Raw genomic sequence first — 15650 nt, forward strand, 5'->3', positions numbered from 1 at the left:
ACGGCCGGCCCCTGGGGGCAACGGGGCCGCTTTTCCTTGCCTCGGCATAGGCAAATGAGTATGGATACGCGCCGCGCGCGCGGCAACCGGCGAACCCGTCCGGAAGCCAGGGTGATCGCTCTGCCCACCCCCCGCGCGTCCAGATCTCAGGGGACCCCGGTTGAATCGATCGCGCATCGTCATGAAGTTCGGCGGCACCTCGGTGGCCGATGTCGAACGTATCAAATCCGTCGCCAAACGGGTGAAGCGCGAGGTCGACGCCGGCCATGAGGTGGCGGTGGTCGTGTCGGCGATGTCCGGCGTGACCAACCAGCTCGTGACCTGGACCAGCGAGATCGCGCGCCTTCATGACGCGCGCGAGTATGACGTGGTGGTGGCGACCGGCGAGCAGGTGACCAGCGGTCTGCTGGCGCTGGCGCTGCAGGAGATCGGCGTCTCGGCGCGCTCCTGGGTCGGCTGGCAGATCCCGATCCATACCGACGACGCCCATGGCAAGGCCCGCATCGAGCGGATCGACACGGCCGAGATCGAGCGCCGCTTCGCGCAAGGCCAGGTGGCCGTCGTCGCCGGCTTCCAGGGCGTGGGCCCCGACAACCGCGTGACCACCTTGGGCCGCGGCGGCTCGGACACTTCGGCGGTGGCGCTGGCCGCGGCCCTGAAGGCCGATCGCTGCGATATCTTCACCGATGTGGACGGGGTCTATACCACCGACCCTCGCATCGTTGCGAAGGCCCGAAAGCTCGATAAGATCGCCTATGAGGAAATGCTCGAGCTGGCGTCGCAAGGCGCCAAGGTGCTGCAGATCCGCTCCGTCGAAATGGCGATGAAGCACCGGGTCCGCCTGCAGGTCCTGTCGAGCTTCGAAGACAAACCCGGCACGCTGGTCGTTGATGAGGATGAGATCGTGGAACAGGAAATCGTAACCGGCGTCGCCTATAGCCGCGACGAGGCGAAGATCACGCTGGTCCGCGTGCCCGATCGCCCGGGCGTGGCCGCCGCCATCTTCGGGCCGCTGGCCGATCACAACATCAATGTCGACATGATCGTCCAGAACGTGTCCGAGGGCGGCCAGTTCACCGACCTGACCTTCACCGTGACCAAGGCCGATCTGGAGCGCGCCAAGAAGGTGCTCGAGGATCGCCGCGTGGCGCTGGGATATCAGGCGCTGGTGCCGGATTCGAACGTGGTCAAGGTGTCGGTCATCGGCCTCGGCATGCGCAGCCATGCCGGCGTGGCGCAGCGCATGTTCAAGGCGCTGGCGGAGAAGGGCATCAATATCCAGGTGATCTCGACCTCCGAGATCAAGGTGAGCGTGCTGGTGGCCGAGGAATATACCGAGCTGGCTGTGCGCGCGCTCCACACCGCTTACGGTCTCGACGCGGCCTGATGCGATGAGCCAACCGATCGCGCGGGCCCATCTCGACCGGCTCTGGGGCCGGGGCCGGGAGTTCCTCGGTTGCGACCGCGCGATCATGGGCGGCGCCATGACCTGGGTGTCCGAGCGCAACCTGGTCTCGGCGATTTCAAATGCGGGCGGCTTTGGCGTGATCGCGACGGGCTCGATGTCGCCGGCGCTCCTCAGCGCCGAGATCGCGGCGACCGCGAAGCTCACCGACCGGCCGTTCGGCGTCAATGTCATCACCATGCATCCCGAGCTCATGGCGCTGATCGAGGTCTGCCTCGATCACAAGGTCGGGCATGTGGTGCTGGCGGGCGGGCTGCCGCCGGGGGCCGCGATCCAGCGCGTGCGCCAGGGCGGTGCCAAGGTTATGTGCTTCGCGCCGGCGCTCGTGATCGCGCGCAAGCTGGTCAAGAGCGGTGCGGACGCCATCATCATCGAAGGCATGGAAGCGGGCGGCCATACCGGTCCGGTCTCGACCTCGGTGCTGGCGCAGGAAATCCTGCCCGCGATCCGCGAGGTTCCGGTGTTCGTCGCCGGCGGCATCGGCCGCGGCGAGGCGATCCTGGGCTATCTCGAGATGGGGGCGTCCGGCGTTCAGCTCGGCTCGCGCTTCGTCTGCGCCACCGAATCGATCGCCCATGCCAAATTCAAGCAGGCCTTCATCCGCGCCGCGGCGCGCGATGCCGTGCTGTCGATCCAGCTCGACCCGCGCTTCCCGGTGATTCCGGTGCGCGCCCTCGCCAACGCGGCGACGAAGCGCTTCCTCGAAGCCCAGCGGGCCGTGATCGAGCGGGTCGATCGCGGTGAGCTGGACCAGAAGGCGGCCCAGCTCGAGATCGAGCATTTCTGGGCGGGCGCCCTGCGCCGGGCCGTGATCGATGGCGATGTCGAGAACGGCTCCGTCATGGCCGGCCAGAGCGTCGGCATGGTGACCGAGGAGCAGCCGACGCGGGCGATCCTCGAGGCGCTGGTGGGGCAAGCGGTCGCGGCGCTCAGCGCGCGCGAGGCCAGTTTCGGCGAGGCCGGCAAGGGCGTCTGACTTTTCGCTAACCCACTGTTTACCTTGGCCGGACAGAGTGCCCCCGTTGGCGTTGCAGGGCCGGATTTGCTAGCTTCGCCTGTGGCAAGTGGTGGCGGGACCGCGAGCATGGCCGTAAGAGCCGGGTCGGTCCCGAAAGCAATCGAGCGCGCCGGAATTCCGCATCCGGCTCCAGAGCATTGAGCGGTGGCATGGCGGAAGATTTGCACGCGGGCATGAGCGACAGGGGCGCCGATCGGACCGGCAGCCGCGTGGGCGCGCTCCTGCGTACGGCGCGCGAGGCCACGGGACGGAACCTCCAGAGCGTGTCGCAGCAGCTGCGCATCCGCGCGGTCTATCTGCGCGCCATCGAGGAAGGCGATTTCGGCTCGCTGCCGGGCACCACCTATGCGGTGGGATTCGTGCGCTCCTATGCCGATTTCCTGGGACTCGACGGTCCCGACATCGTCCGGCGCTTCCGCGAGGAAGTGGAAGAGTTGGGGCGCCGAACCCAGCTCGTCTTCCCCGTGACGCCCGCCGAAGGAAAGATTCCGGGCGGCGCCATCGTGCTGATGGCGATCGTGATCGTCGGCGTCTGCTATGGCACCTGGTTCTACATGTCGGATCGCGAGCGCAGCCTCGCGGGCCTCATTCCGGAAGTGCCGACGGAGCTGAAGAATCTGTTGGGCAGCGGTGCGCCGCCGCCGGCGGAAACGCCCGCGACCTCGGTCAGCACCGCCAACCCGACCATCCAGACGCCGGCGCCCGTCGAGCCGGCGGCACCGGCCGCGACCGACAGCTCGAACGCGGCCCCGGTCCCCGCCGCCACCGGCAACGGCGAGACCACCGCTGGTGTCGCCACCACCTCGGACGAGCAGGCGGCCGCCGCCATCGCCATGGCGCCCGACAATTCGTCACCGGCTGGCGCGGACGAGGACGAGGTGCCGCCTGCCCCCGACGACGCCGATGCCGCGACCGACACCCCCGCCGAGGGACAGGCCGGCACCGAGGGCGCGCAGGGCACCGACGATCAGGAGATCGTCGAGGCACCGTCGCTCGATACCTCACCGACCGAGACGCCGACCATCACCACGCCCTCCATCGCGACCACGACGGCGCCGAGCGCCACCGGCCTCTCGAATGCGGCCGCCGCCGCGGCGGCCACGACGACACCGCCGGCCTCGACCACGGCCCCGACGACGACCCAACAGGCATCGACCAGCACGGCCCCGCCTGCGCCGCCGCCCGCACCCGCCGTCAGCGAGGATTCGCTGCCGAAGGGCCAGGATTACGGCGTCACCAATGGCCAATCCCGCGTCATCCTGGTCGCGCGCCAGGAAGCCTGGGTGCAGGTCAGCAGCGCCACCCAGGAGGTCTGGACCCGGGTCTTGCGGACCGGCGATCGCTATCTGGTGCCCAACGATCCGACCCTGACGCTCTCGACCGGCAATGCCGGCGGGCTCGACATCATGGTCGATGGCAAGAAGGTGCCATCGCTGGGTCCGGTGGGCGTGGTCCGGCGCGGGATCTCGCTCGACCCCAACCGGCTGCTGGGCGGATCGGCAATACCCTAATCACTTCATGGGGTTGGCAATACTTGATCTTATCGGTGGGGAAGCGCATCTTGGCGCCCAAACCGCCGGGTCGGCCGCCATGCCGTTCGCGCGACCCTGTTTCAGTGGAATTTCGAGGACCTCGATGAGCGTTCGCCCCTATCGCGACATCAGCCGGCGGAAGAGCCGGCAGATCAGAGTCGGCTCCGTGCGGGTCGGCGGGGATGCGCCGATCACGGTGCAATCCATGACCAACACGCTGACGGCCGATGCCAAGGCGACGATCGCGCAGATCCAGGAGCTGGAGGCGGCGGGCGCGGACATCGTGCGCGTCTCCTGCCCCGACGTGGAATCGACCGCGGCGCTGGGCGAGATCGTCCGCGCCTCGAAGGTGCCGATCGTGGCCGACATCCATTTCCACTACAAACGCGCGATCGAGTCGGCCAAGGCGGGTGCCGCCTGTCTGCGCATCAATCCGGGCAATATCGGCTCGGCCGAGCGTGTGAAGGAAGTCGTCAAGGCGGCGAAGGATCATGGCTGCTCGATGCGCATCGGCGTCAATGCCGGCAGCCTCGAGCGTGAGCTTTTGGAGCGCTATGGCGAGCCCTGCCCCGAAGCCATGGTCGAGAGCGCGCTCACCCACGCGAAGATTCTCGAGGATAACGACTTCTTCGAGTTCAAGATCAGCGTCAAGGCCTCGGATGTGTTCCTGGCGGTCGCGGCTTATCAGGGCCTGGCCGATGCCTGCGATTATCCGCTCCATCTCGGCGTCACCGAGGCGGGCGGCTTCCGCTCCGGCACGGTGAAATCGTCGATCGGCATGGGCTCGCTGCTCTGGGCCGGCATCGGCGACACCATCCGCGTGTCGCTCTCGGCCGATCCGGTCGAGGAGATCAAGGTCGGCTTCGACATGCTGAAGTCGCTGGGGCTGCGCCATCGCGGCGTGAACATCATTTCCTGCCCGTCCTGCGCGCGCCAGCAATATGAGGTCATCAAGACCGTCGAGCGGCTGGAGCAGCGCATCGCCCATATCAGCACACCCATGACCGTCTCGGTCATCGGCTGCGTGGTGAACGGGCCGGGCGAGGCGCGCGAGACCGACATCGGCTTCACCGGCGGCGGCAACGGCACGCATCAGGTCTATATCGCGGGTGTGCCGCATCACCGCCTGAAGGACGCCGACATCGTCGATCATCTGGTCGATCTGATCGAAAAGAAGGCAGCCGAAATCGAAGCTGCCAAGGCGGCAGCCGCCGCGGCCGAGGCTTCGGGCGCCAAATCCGCCGCCGAATAGCGGCGCCCAAGAGCATTCCCCTGGGAGCTTTGCATTGACGACGCTGCAGCCCGTTCGCGGCACGCACGATCTCCTGCCTGAAGACATGCGCCGTCACCGCCGCGTGGTCGAGACCGCGCGCGAGGTGGCGGAGCGCTTCGGCTATCTGGAGATCGAGACGCCGATCTTCGAATTCTCGGAAGTGTTCAAGCGTACCCTGGGCGATACCTCCGACATCGTGACCAAGGAGATGTACAGCTTCACGGATCGCGGCGGCGAAGGCCTGACCTTGCGGCCCGAAGGCACCGCCAGCGTGGCGCGCGCGCTCATCTCGGGTGGCCTCGCCCAGCATCTGCCGCTCAAATTCTTCTATCACGGGCCGATGTTCCGCTATGAGCGCCCGCAGAAGGGCCGCCTGCGGCAGTTCCACCAGATCGGCATCGAGCTTCTGGGCGTGAAGGAGCCGGCCGGCGACGTGGAAGTGATCGCGACCGGCCATGGCATCCTGTCCGAGCTGGGCTTGTCCGACCGCATCACGCTCGAGATCAACAGTCTCGGCGACGGCGAGAGCCGCCAGGCCTATCGCACCGAGCTGGTGCGGTATTTCGGCAGCCATCGCGACAAGCTCTCGCAGGAATCGCGCGACCGGCTCGAGCGCAATCCGCTGCGCATCCTCGATTCCAAGGATGAGGGCGACCGGCGCATCGTGGCCGAGGCGCCGCTCTTCGGCGACTATCTCAATGAGGCGAGCCGCGATTTCTTCGCCGCCGTAACCCGCGGCCTCGACGCGCTGGGCATTCCCTACCGCGTCAGTCCGCGTCTGGTGCGCGGGCTCGACTATTACTGCCACACGGCGTTCGAGTTCGTGACCGACACGCTGGGCGCGCAGGGCACGGTGATGGCCGGCGGGCGCTATGACGGGCTGATCGAGACCATGGGCGGGCCCGCCACGCCGGGCGTGGGCTGGGCCTCGGGCATCGAGCGGCTGGCGATGATGCTGGCCGAAACGCCGTCCGCGCGCCGTCCCCTGGCGGTGGTGCCGGTCGGCGACGACGCGCAAGCCCCGGCCCTCAAGCTCGCGCATGATCTGCGCAAGGCGGGCTTCGCCGTCGAGCTCGGCTATGGCGGCAATATGAGCAAGCGGCTCAAGCGGGCCAATCGTCTCAACGCTTCTGTCGCCCTGCTGATGGGCGAGGATGAGCTCAAGAGCGGCGTCGTCACGCTCCGCGACCTCGATAAGGGGTCGCAGGAAACTGTCGCGCTCGACGCGCTCAAGGATCGCCTCGCCGGTTACCGTTAGCGGGGCCGGCCGATGCCGGAACCTCAGAGCACCCACGCCTCGGTCCAGGAATTGCTGCTGGTCGGCGCCAGCCATCGCGGCGCGACGACGGCGCTGCGCGAGCGGCTGTTCCTCGACGCCGGCGCCGCACCCACGATCCTGCAGCGCCTGAAGCAGGAAGGCTTCGCCCAGGCGCTCGCGGTCGTCACCTCCGATCGCTGCGAGCTCTATGTCTTTCACGCCGACGCGGCCGGGGCGGCCGCCACGCTGCGCGCTGTCCTGGCGGCGACCGCGGGCCTGACGCCCGAGCTCGTCTCGGCCCAGTCCTTCGAGCGGCGCGGCATGGTGGCGCTGCGCCATCTCTTCTCGGTCGCGGCATCGCTCGACAGTCCGGTCCTGGGCGAGCCGCAGATCCTGGGCGAGCTCGAGGCCAATCATCGCGCCGCCAGCGCGGCTGGCCTGGTAGGGCCCGAACTCGAGGCGATGTTGCAGGCGGCTTATCTGGCAGCCCAGCGCATCCGCAGCGAGACGCCGCTGGCCGATCAGCCGGTGTCGATGGCGGCCGCCGCGATCGACGTGGCGCGCGAGCTCTTCGGCGATCTCGCGCGTTGCCGGGCGCTCATGCTCGGGATCGGCGAGATGGGCGAGATGATGGCGGTCGAGCTGAAGAAGGGCGGGCTCGCGAGCCTGACCGTCACTCATCCGGCCGCTGCCCGTGCGGAGCTGGTGGCGCGCCGGCTCTCCAGCCATTTCCGCGACTGGGCCGAGCTTGACGCGGCGTTGGCCGGGTCCGATATCGTGATCGCCGCGGTCGGCGCCGGCCGCGTGATGGTGACGAAGGACATGATCAAGGCGGCGCTCAAGACACGCCGGCACAAGCCGATGCTGCTCTTTGACGCAGCCCTGCCGCCGGATATCGAGCCCGCGGTCGGCGAACTCGACGACGCCTTTCGCTATGATCTCGACGATCTCGAGCGCCTCGCGATGGAGGGGCGCACGCCGCGCGGCACCGCCGCCCTGCGCAGCAGCGCCGCCGAAAAGGCGGTGCAGATCCTGGCGGAGGAAACCGCCAAGTTCGAAAGGCGCCGCGCCGACCCGGCGGCCCTGCCGGCGCTGCAGGCCCTGTTCGAGACCGAGCGGCTGAAGGCCCTGGCGGCCGCCGGCGGCGATGCCGAGAAGGCGACCCGGATCCTGGTCGACCGGCTGTTGCAGCGGCCGAACCGCGCGCTTGGCGCGATCGAGGGCAAGGATGCATCGGCCCTGGCGAAGCTGATGGAACGGCTGTTCGGGCTGGACGGCTCGGAGAAGGAAACGAAGTGAATCTGGATCTGAAACTCGAACGGGTGGTGCGCCGGCATGAGGAGCTGGCCGAGGCGCTCGCGGCCGAGGGCAAGCGCGACGCGCAGGGATTCGCGCGCATGGCGAAGGAATATTCGAGCCTGGCCCCCACCGTCGAAGCCATCCTCGAGCTGCGCAAGGCGCGCGGAGAGGCCGACGACCTTGCGAGCCTGAGTCAGGATGCGGCGGCCGAGCCCGAGATGCGGTCCCTGGCCGAAGAGGAACTGCGCGCCGCCAAGGCGCGGCTCGCCGAGATCGATCAGCGCCTCAAGGTCCTGCTGCTGCCCAAGGACGAGACCGACGACCGCAACGCCCTCCTGGAGGTGCGCGCCGGGACCGGCGGCGAGGAGGCGGCCCTGTTCGCGGCGCAGCTCTTCCGCATGTATAACCGCTATGCCGAGCTGCATGGCTGGAAGTTCGAGCTCATCAGCCTCAACGAGACCGGCATCGGCGGCTATAAGGAGGCGATCGCCGAGATCACCGGCCGCGGCGTGTTCGCGCGACTCAAGTTCGAATCGGGCGTTCATCGCGTCCAGCGCGTGCCGGCGACGGAAGGCAGCGGACGGATCCATACGTCGGCCGCAACCGTGGCCGTGCTGCCCGAAGCCGAAGAGGTCGATATCCAGATCGAGGAGAAGGAGCTGCGGATCGACGTGTTCCGGGCCTCGGGCCCGGGCGGCCAGTCGGTCAACACCACCGACAGCGCGGTGCGGATCACCCATATCCCGACCGGCCTCGTGGTGCAGCAGCAGGACGAGAAATCGCAGCACAAGAACAAGGCCAAGGCCATGAAGGTGTTGCGCGCGCGGTTGTTCGAGATGGAGCGCAACAAGCGCGATGCCGAGCGCGCCGCCTCGCGCAAGAGCCAGGTCGGCTCGGGCGACCGCTCCGAGCGCATCCGCACCTACAATTTCCCGCAAGGTCGCGTCACCGACCACCGCATCAACCTCACCCTCTACAAGATCGAGGATGTGATGGAGGGCGACGGGCTCGACGAGCTGATCGACTCGCTGACCGCCGACGATCAGGCGACGCGTCTGGCCGAATTCGTCGAGGAAGGATGAACGGGGCATCGGGCGCCGCTGTCGGCGAGCTGCTGGCGATCGGCCAGCAACGCCTCGGCCGGGCCGGCATCGAGAATGCGCGCCGCGAGGCGCGGCTGCTTCTCGCCGCCGCCATGGCGCGGCCCTGGGGCGATCTCGTCGGGGAGGAGCGGCAGCCGGTGGCGGCCGATGCGGCGGTTCGCTTCGATGGCTTCGTCGCGCGGCGTGCTGCGCGCGAGCCGGTCTCGCGGATTCTCGGCCATCGCGAATTCTGGAGTCTGGATTTCGGCCTCTCCGCCGCGACACTCGATCCCCGTGCCGACAGCGAAGCGCTGATCGAGGCCGTGCTCGAGGCGGTGCCGTCGCGCGATGCGTCGCTGTCGATTCTCGATCTCGGTTGCGGCAGCGGTTGTCTGCTGCTGGCGCTGCTCACCGAATTTCCGCAGGCGCGAGGGATCGGCATCGATCTGGCGCCGCTCGCGGCGGCGACGGCGGGCGCGAACGCCGAGCACAATCGGCTGGAGAGGCGGGCCCGGTTTCAGATCGGCGATTGGGACTCCGGTCTTACCGGGCGCTTCGATATCATTGTGTCTAATCCCCCCTATATTCCGACATCCCGGATTGCGACGCTCGAACCGGAGGTGGCGCGGTACGATCCCCTGTTGGCGCTCGATGGCGGTGCCGACGGTCTCGATGCGCACCGCCAACTGGCGCAGCTGCTGCCGCGGCGTCTTGCCGATGGTGGCATTGCTGTGATCGAGCATGGCGACGAACAAGGGCCCGCAGCGCAATCGATTTATGAAGCGGCGGGACTTGTCCTACGCAAATGGCATGCCGATCTCGGAGGCCATCGGCGATGCCTCGTGATGGCCTCCGATGGCGACAAAAAAACAGTTGGAAAGGGTAGGGGGACCGTCTAGGTTAGTTGGGAAAGCAGAACCGAGACGCTCGGCCAAGGGGGCCGGGCCAACGTTCTGTACCCCTCCCAAGCTGATGCTTGATTTGATGCGACGGCAGCCCTGACGATTGGCGCCGTGCGCCCGGGAAGCGGGAATAACGGTATCCTAGCGAAGCGATAAGGCGATGAGGCAAGGCTCGAATCCCCGGCGTTCGCGCGGCCGCGGCCAGCGCAAACCACATTTCAATCCGCGTCAGCAGACCTTTGACAGCAACGGACCCGATGTCCGCGTGCGCGGCAACGCCTATCAGGTGCTGGAGAAGTATCTGGCCCTGGCGCGCGATGCCAGCTCCGCGGGCGATCGCATCGCCGCGGAAAACTTTCTTCAGCATGCCGAGCATTACTACCGGCTCATCAACGCCTATGCCGGCGACGAGCAGAACCAGAATCGCAACCGTCAGATGGGCCGTCCCGATGGCACCGGCGGGGACAACGACGAAGGCGACAATGACGGAGATGACGGCCAGCCGATGAACGGCGCGGCGAACAAGGCGCCGGAGCCCGCCGGCGAATAGGCCGGTATCCCCCGAAAAGGGGGGCCACCCGAGCGCCGAAATTCGGGTCTTGGTGGCGGATTCCCTGGCCCCTGGCGGCTTCTTTCGGGGGCCGAAATTGTCCCTACCCCTCTTGTGTCATTGCGGCCGGCGCCCATATTTCCCTGGGGCCCGATAGACCCTGACCGGCCAGGTCAGGCGCGCTGGCGGGTGCCTGACCGGAAATTCGCATCCTTCGCGAGGCGCTGGGAAAACCGGGCCGGGGCGAGAGAGGGCAAGGGAAACAAATGGACTTCGAAAAATTCACCGAACGCGTTCGCGGATTCATCCAGTCCGCGCAAGGCTTGGCGTTGCGCTCCGGCCATCAGCGCTTCACGCCCGAGCATCTGCTCAAGGTGCTCCTGGATGATAACGAAGGCCTCGCGGCCAATCTGATTCGCAACGCGGGTGGCGATCCGGCCCGCGCGCTCAAAGATACCGAAGCCGAATTGGCGAAGCTGCCGAAGGTCGAGGGCAGCGGGGCCGGCCAGGTCTATCTGGCGCCGGAGACCGCGCGCCTGTTCGACAGCGCCGGCACGATCTCCGAGAAGGCCGGCGACAGTTTCGTGACGGCTGAACGGCTGCTGCAAGCCCTGGCGCTGGCGACGGGAACCCCGTCCGCCGCGATCCTCAAGCGGCTCAATGTCACGCCCCAGGGGCTGGAAAAGGCGATCGCGGACCTGCGGCAGGGCCGCCAGGCGCATAGCGCCACGGCCGAGAACAATTACGAGGCCCTGAAGAAATATGCGCGCGACCTGACGCAGGCCGCGCGCGACGGCAAGCTCGACCCCGTGATCGGTCGCGACGAAGAAATCCGCCGCACCATCCAGGTCCTGTCGCGCCGCACCAAGAACAATCCCGTTCTCATTGGCGAGCCCGGCGTCGGCAAGACGGCCATCGTCGAGGGGCTGGCGCTGCGCATCGTCAATGGCGACGTGCCGGAGAGCCTCAAGAACAAACGTCTGATGGCGCTCGATCTGGGAGCGCTCGTCGCCGGCGCCAAGTTCCGCGGCGAGTTCGAGGAACGGCTCAAGGCCGTGCTGCAGGAGATCTCGGCCGCGGCGGGCGAGGTGATCCTCTTCATCGACGAGCTGCATACGCTGGTGGGTGCCGGCGCCGCCGAAGGTGCCATGGACGCATCCAACATGCTCAAACCCGCCCTGGCCCGGGGCGAGCTTCATTGCGTCGGCGCCACCACCCTCAATGAGTACCGCAAGCATATCGAGAAGGACGCGGCACTGGCCCGGCGCTTCCAGCCCGTGATGGTGTCGCAGCCCTCGGTCGAGGAGACCATCTCGATCCTGCGCGGGCTCAAGGAGAAATACGAGCTCCATCACGGCGTGCGCATCACCGACGGCGCGATCGTGTCGGCGGCGACGCTGTCCAACCGCTATATCACCGACCGTTTCCTGCCGGACAAGGCGATCGACCTGGTCGACGAGGCGGCGAGCCGTCTGCGCATGCAGATGGATTCGAAGCCCGAGAATATCGACGAGGTCGACCGCAAGCTGATCCAGCTCAAGATCGAGCGCGAGGCCCTGAAGAAGGAAAGCGACCGGGCGTCGGTCGACCGGCTCAAGGCCCTCGAGAAGGAGCTGAGCGAGCTCGAAAGCCGCTCGGCCGAACTGACCGCGGCCTGGCAGGCCGAGAAGCATCAGCTGGCGGGCACGCAGAAGATCAAGGAGCAGATCGACCAGGCCCGCGCCGAGGCCGAGCAGGCCCAGCGCCGCGGCGATCTCGCCCGCGCGGGCGAGCTGCTCTATGGACGGATTCCGGAGCTGCTGCGCCAGCTCGAGAAGGCGCAGCATGCCGAGCAGCACCGCATCCTGAACGAGGTGGTCGGCGAGAACGAGATCGCGGAAGTGGTCTCGCGCTGGACCGGGATTCCCGTCGACAAGATGCTCCAGGGCGAGCGCGACAAGCTCCTGAAGATGGAGCAGCTCCTGGGCAGCCGCGTCATCGGCCAGGAAGAGGCGATCGTCGCGGTCTCCAACGCCGTGCGCCGGGCGCGTGCCGGGTTGCAGGATCCGAACCGCCCGATCGGCTCGTTCCTGTTCCTAGGTCCCACGGGCGTCGGCAAGACCGAGCTGACCAAGGCGCTCGCGGCCTTCCTGTTCGACGATGAGCACGCGATGGTGCGCATCGACATGTCGGAATATATGGAGAAGCATTCGGTCTCGCGCCTGATCGGCGCGCCGCCGGGCTATGTCGGCTATGACGAAGGCGGCGCCTTGACCGAAGCCGTGCGGCGGCGGCCCTATCAGGTCGTGCTGTTCGACGAGGTCGAGAAGGCGCATCCCGACGTCTTCAACGTGCTGCTCCAGGTGCTGGACGACGGGCGCCTGACCGACGGTCAGGGACGCACGGTCGATTTCCGCAACACGCTGATCGTGCTGACCTCCAATCTCGGCAGCGACATCCTGGCGAGCCAGCCCGAAGGGCAGGACTCCTCGGCGGTGCGCGAGCGGGTGATGGAGGTGGTGCGCAGCGCCTTCCGGCCGGAGTTCTTGAACCGGCTCGATGAGATCCTGCTGTTCAGCCGCCTGACACGGGCGCAGATGGCCGGCATCGTCGAGATCCAGCTGAAGCGGCTGGTCGCGATGCTGGCCGAGCGCAAGATCGCGATCGAGCTCGACGAGAAGGCCAAGACCTGGCTGGCCGACGCCGGCTACGACCCGGTCTATGGCGCCCGGCCGCTGAAGCGGGTGATTCAGCGCGAGCTGCAGAACCCGCTGGCCAATCTCCTGCTGGCCGGCCGCATCGCGGACGGTGATACGGTCAAGGTGAGCGCCAATGCCAAGGGCCTCACCGTCAATGGCGAGGCGGTCGCGAAGGCGGCTTAAGCAGCCTCGACGGCGGCCCTAGAATCGAAACGGCGGCGGTTCCCTCGAACCGCCGCCGTTGTCGTTTCAGCGGGCTCCGCGATGGGACCGTGGCGCTACTGGCAGCCCTTATAATTGGGCGCGGCGCTGCAATCCGGCGACTGGACGGTTCCCTCGGCGGTCTGGATCTGCTCCGCCTCGAGCTGCTCCTTGAGCGCAATCATCTCGCCCAGGGCCGCTTTGAACTTCTTCAGGTCGTTGCCGGCCAGCTTGCTGCCGGAGGGCAGCTTGACGCTGGTCGGATTGACCTGGCTGCCATTCACCAGCACTTCGAAATGGAGATGCGGGCCGGTGGCGCGGCCGGTGGCGCCGACATAGGCGATGATGTCGCCCTGATGCACGCGCGAGCCGACATGGAGGCCTTTGGCGAAGCGGCTGATATGGGCATAGGCCGTCGCGTAGGTGGCGTTATGCTTGATCTGCATATAGTTGCCGTAGCTGCTGAAGGGCCCGATCTTGGTGATCACCCCGTCGCCCGCGGCGAAAATCGGCGTGCCTGTCGGGGCGCCGAAATCCACGCCCTTATGCATCGTGCTGTAGCCCAGGATCGGGTGGTTGCGCATGCCATAGCCGGAGGTGATGCGCGCGCCGTCGACGGGCGTGCGGAGCAGCGCCTTGCGCACGCTTTCGCCCTTCGGATTGAAGTAGTCGACGAACCCGTCCGACATCTCGTAGCGATAGAGCTCGTAGGTCTTGCCGGAAAGCGTGATCGAGGCGTAGAGCAGATCGCCCGGCTTCGCCAAATTGCCATCTTCGTCGTCGAGACGGTCGAACACGAACTCGAAGGTATCGCCGGGCTGGATGTCGCGCTGGAAGTCGACATCGTAGCTGAGGGCCTTGATCGCCGCGGAGATGATCGCGACGGGCACGCCCGCATCCTGGGCCGCTTCGAACAGGCTCGAATGGATCTCGCCGCGCACGGCGACGTTGCGATGGGTCAGGGGCTTGTCGATGGCGAAGGCGGTGAAGCCGCCATCGAGCGCGCGCGTGACCTGCAGATCGCGATCGACCGAAGGCTGCAGGCTCAGGCTCACGAGCTGGAAGTCGATCGGGCCCTGATGCTGTTTCTCGGGCGCGGAGAAGGTCAGCGCGATTTCCTGGCCGGGGCGCAGATCCTTGGGCGCGAACAGATCCTGCAGCGCTTCGATCGCGCTATAGGCGTCGTCATGGCTGACGCCGGCATTGACCAGCACGGTGATCAGCGTGTCGCCGCGCTGCACTTGCACGGTCTGTGCGATCGCAGCGCTGGGGCTGGCGGGATCGGCGTCGTCGCCGGCAACGGGCGCTTCGCCCATCGTCTCGTCGGGAAGGACGCCGTCGCTCTGATCCGCATCCGAGGTTTCGTCGGAGGGCGCCGTCGTTGCCTCGGCTTCGCTGGTGGGAATGCGCGGTGCCGGCAGTGCGGCCACGCTGGGGCCGGGCGCAACCGTCTCCGATTCCGCAGCGGGCGCGGCGCCGCTCGTGTCGGCGGCACTCGCATCGGCGGATGAGGTCTGGGCGGCGTTGGTGTCGTCGGAACTCGTGGTCGGCGTCGCCTCGGCGACGTCAGCCGTATCGGTCGCTTGAGCGGTCGAAGGGGCAGGGAGCGCGGTGCTGTCGGCGGCGGTTCGCTGATGGGGCACGGCGGCATCGACCGGCGGGAGCAGGTCGGGGCTTGTCGCGCGCAACAGCAGCGTCATGGTCAGAGCTGCAACTACAAAACCGCACTTCCCGGCATGGAGCTTGAACGTTCTGCCGATAAAACGAATGCGTGGGGTCAACGCACTATCCCCTCAATCCAGATTGCTGATTCGGTGGCGACCCGAACGACCGCGCCCCCTGGAGCGCCACCGACGGCCAAAGCCCGTGCACCCCGACTTCAAGATTAATAAGCGATCGGGGTTAACGACTTGCGTGCAACATGCAAAGTCATGCACCGGTCTGTCAACTTAAAAGCACCCCGCTGACACGAAATTCTCGCACTCTATCAATATCTTGGTAACAAATTCAGGGCGTTCCACAGGTTTATCCAGGTATGGTTAACGCCATGCAAACGGATCGGGGCTGGGGCTGCGACAGAATCGACCGCCGAAATTGCTGCGGGCGACGCGGCGATTCGGAGCCCGATTTAGGGGCAAAAATGGCGGATTTCTGCGGGTTTCAAGAAAGTCTCAAAAAGATTTGACAGTACCGTTTCACCGGGCGTATAAGCCCACTCCCCGACGCGACCGGGATGGCAGAACATGCTGGTCGCGATTGGGTTTTCTCGCTGTTTGACATTGTTATTTTGGGAAGGGATGCGCGGGCGGCGGTTCTGCGGGTAGAGGCGGGACGTTTGGCGAGAGCCGGATGTTTGACGTCGACTACTTTGGACCAGTCTCGCGCGCGCAGT

11 protein-coding genes are annotated in these 15650 nt (G+C 66.9%); 10 read left to right on the forward strand and 1 reads right to left on the reverse strand.

Going from position 1 to position 15650, the window contains the following annotated elements:
• The first annotated feature begins 181 nt into the window (after window positions 1-181).
• The 10 genes from ACREE8_RS17335 to clpB all read left to right on the forward strand — a co-directional run bounded on the left by ACREE8_RS17335 (window position 182) and on the right by clpB (window position 13240).
• The gene (locus ACREE8_RS17335; protein WP_431574269.1) at window positions 182-1387 is read left to right on the forward strand and encodes an aspartate kinase; all 1206 of its coding nucleotides are present in this window, start codon (window positions 182-184) and stop codon (window positions 1385-1387) included.
• Window positions 1388-1391: 4 nt separating this feature from the next.
• Window positions 1392-2441, forward strand: a complete 1050-nt coding sequence (locus ACREE8_RS17340) for an NAD(P)H-dependent flavin oxidoreductase (protein ID WP_431574260.1) — start codon at window positions 1392-1394, stop codon at window positions 2439-2441.
• A gap of 215 nt (window positions 2442-2656) precedes the next feature.
• Window positions 2657-3994: a helix-turn-helix domain-containing protein gene (locus ACREE8_RS17345; RefSeq protein ID WP_431574261.1), complete on the forward strand. Its 1338-nt coding sequence runs from the start codon at window positions 2657-2659 to the stop codon at window positions 3992-3994.
• A 124-nt stretch (window positions 3995-4118) separates the two neighbouring features.
• Window positions 4119-5267 (forward strand): flavodoxin-dependent (E)-4-hydroxy-3-methylbut-2-enyl-diphosphate synthase, encoded by a 1149-nt coding sequence (ispG, locus tag ACREE8_RS17350; RefSeq protein WP_431574262.1) that lies wholly within the window; start codon window positions 4119-4121, stop codon window positions 5265-5267.
• A 34-nt stretch (window positions 5268-5301) separates the two neighbouring features.
• Window positions 5302-6546 carry a histidine--tRNA ligase gene (gene hisS, locus ACREE8_RS17355; RefSeq protein ID WP_431574263.1) on the forward strand — a complete coding sequence of 415 codons (1245 nt, stop codon included), beginning with the start codon at window positions 5302-5304 and terminating at the stop codon, window positions 6544-6546.
• A gap of 12 nt (window positions 6547-6558) precedes the next feature.
• Window positions 6559-7845, forward strand: a complete 1287-nt coding sequence (gene hemA / locus ACREE8_RS17360) for a glutamyl-tRNA reductase (protein ID WP_431574264.1) — start codon at window positions 6559-6561, stop codon at window positions 7843-7845.
• Window positions 7842-8927, forward strand: a complete 1086-nt coding sequence (gene prfA / locus ACREE8_RS17365) for a peptide chain release factor 1 (RefSeq protein WP_431574265.1) — start codon at window positions 7842-7844, stop codon at window positions 8925-8927. Before hemA ends, prfA begins: the two co-directional genes overlap by 4 nt.
• Window positions 8924-9826, forward strand: a complete 903-nt coding sequence (gene prmC, locus ACREE8_RS17370) for a peptide chain release factor N(5)-glutamine methyltransferase (RefSeq protein ID WP_431574266.1) — start codon at window positions 8924-8926, stop codon at window positions 9824-9826. Before prfA ends, prmC begins: the two co-directional genes overlap by 4 nt.
• A 163-nt stretch (window positions 9827-9989) precedes the next feature.
• Window positions 9990-10379 (forward strand): DUF4167 domain-containing protein, encoded by a 390-nt coding sequence (locus tag ACREE8_RS17375; protein ID WP_151179237.1) that lies wholly within the window; start codon window positions 9990-9992, stop codon window positions 10377-10379.
• A gap of 266 nt (window positions 10380-10645) precedes the next feature.
• Window positions 10646-13240, forward strand: a complete 2595-nt coding sequence (clpB, locus tag ACREE8_RS17380) for an ATP-dependent chaperone ClpB (RefSeq protein WP_431574267.1) — start codon at window positions 10646-10648, stop codon at window positions 13238-13240.
• Window positions 13241-13335: 95 nt separating this feature from the next.
• On the opposite strand, the gene ACREE8_RS17385 is transcribed toward clpB, so the two are convergent.
• The gene (locus ACREE8_RS17385) at window positions 13336-14958 is read right to left on the reverse strand and encodes a peptidoglycan DD-metalloendopeptidase family protein (protein WP_431574268.1); all 1623 of its coding nucleotides are present in this window, start codon (window positions 14956-14958) and stop codon (window positions 13336-13338) included.
• Window positions 14959-15650: the final 692 nt, after the last annotated feature.

This window comes from Hypericibacter sp., from assembly GCF_050729195.1.
In the GTDB taxonomy this organism is placed as follows: domain Bacteria; phylum Pseudomonadota; class Alphaproteobacteria; order Dongiales; family Dongiaceae; genus Hypericibacter.

Excerpts from the sequence above, each read along its gene's own strand:
- ACREE8_RS17375 (WP_151179237.1), top strand. The coding sequence starts at position 9,990 with ATGAGGCAAGGCTCGAATCCCCGGCGTTCGCGCGGCCGCGGCCAGCGC.
- ACREE8_RS17385 (WP_431574268.1), bottom strand. The coding sequence starts at position 14,958 with ATGACGCTGCTGTTGCGCGCGACAAGCCCCGACCTGCTCCCGCCGGTC.
- ACREE8_RS17335 (WP_431574269.1), top strand. The coding sequence starts at position 182 with ATGAAGTTCGGCGGCACCTCGGTGGCCGATGTCGAACGTATCAAATCC.
- ispG (WP_431574262.1), top strand. The coding sequence starts at position 4,119 with ATGAGCGTTCGCCCCTATCGCGACATCAGCCGGCGGAAGAGCCGGCAG.
- hemA (WP_431574264.1), top strand. The coding sequence starts at position 6,559 with ATGCCGGAACCTCAGAGCACCCACGCCTCGGTCCAGGAATTGCTGCTG.
- clpB (WP_431574267.1), top strand. The coding sequence starts at position 10,646 with ATGGACTTCGAAAAATTCACCGAACGCGTTCGCGGATTCATCCAGTCC.
- prmC (WP_431574266.1), top strand. The coding sequence starts at position 8,924 with ATGAACGGGGCATCGGGCGCCGCTGTCGGCGAGCTGCTGGCGATCGGC.
- ACREE8_RS17345 (WP_431574261.1), top strand. The coding sequence starts at position 2,657 with ATGAGCGACAGGGGCGCCGATCGGACCGGCAGCCGCGTGGGCGCGCTC.
- ACREE8_RS17340 (WP_431574260.1), top strand. The coding sequence starts at position 1,392 with ATGAGCCAACCGATCGCGCGGGCCCATCTCGACCGGCTCTGGGGCCGG.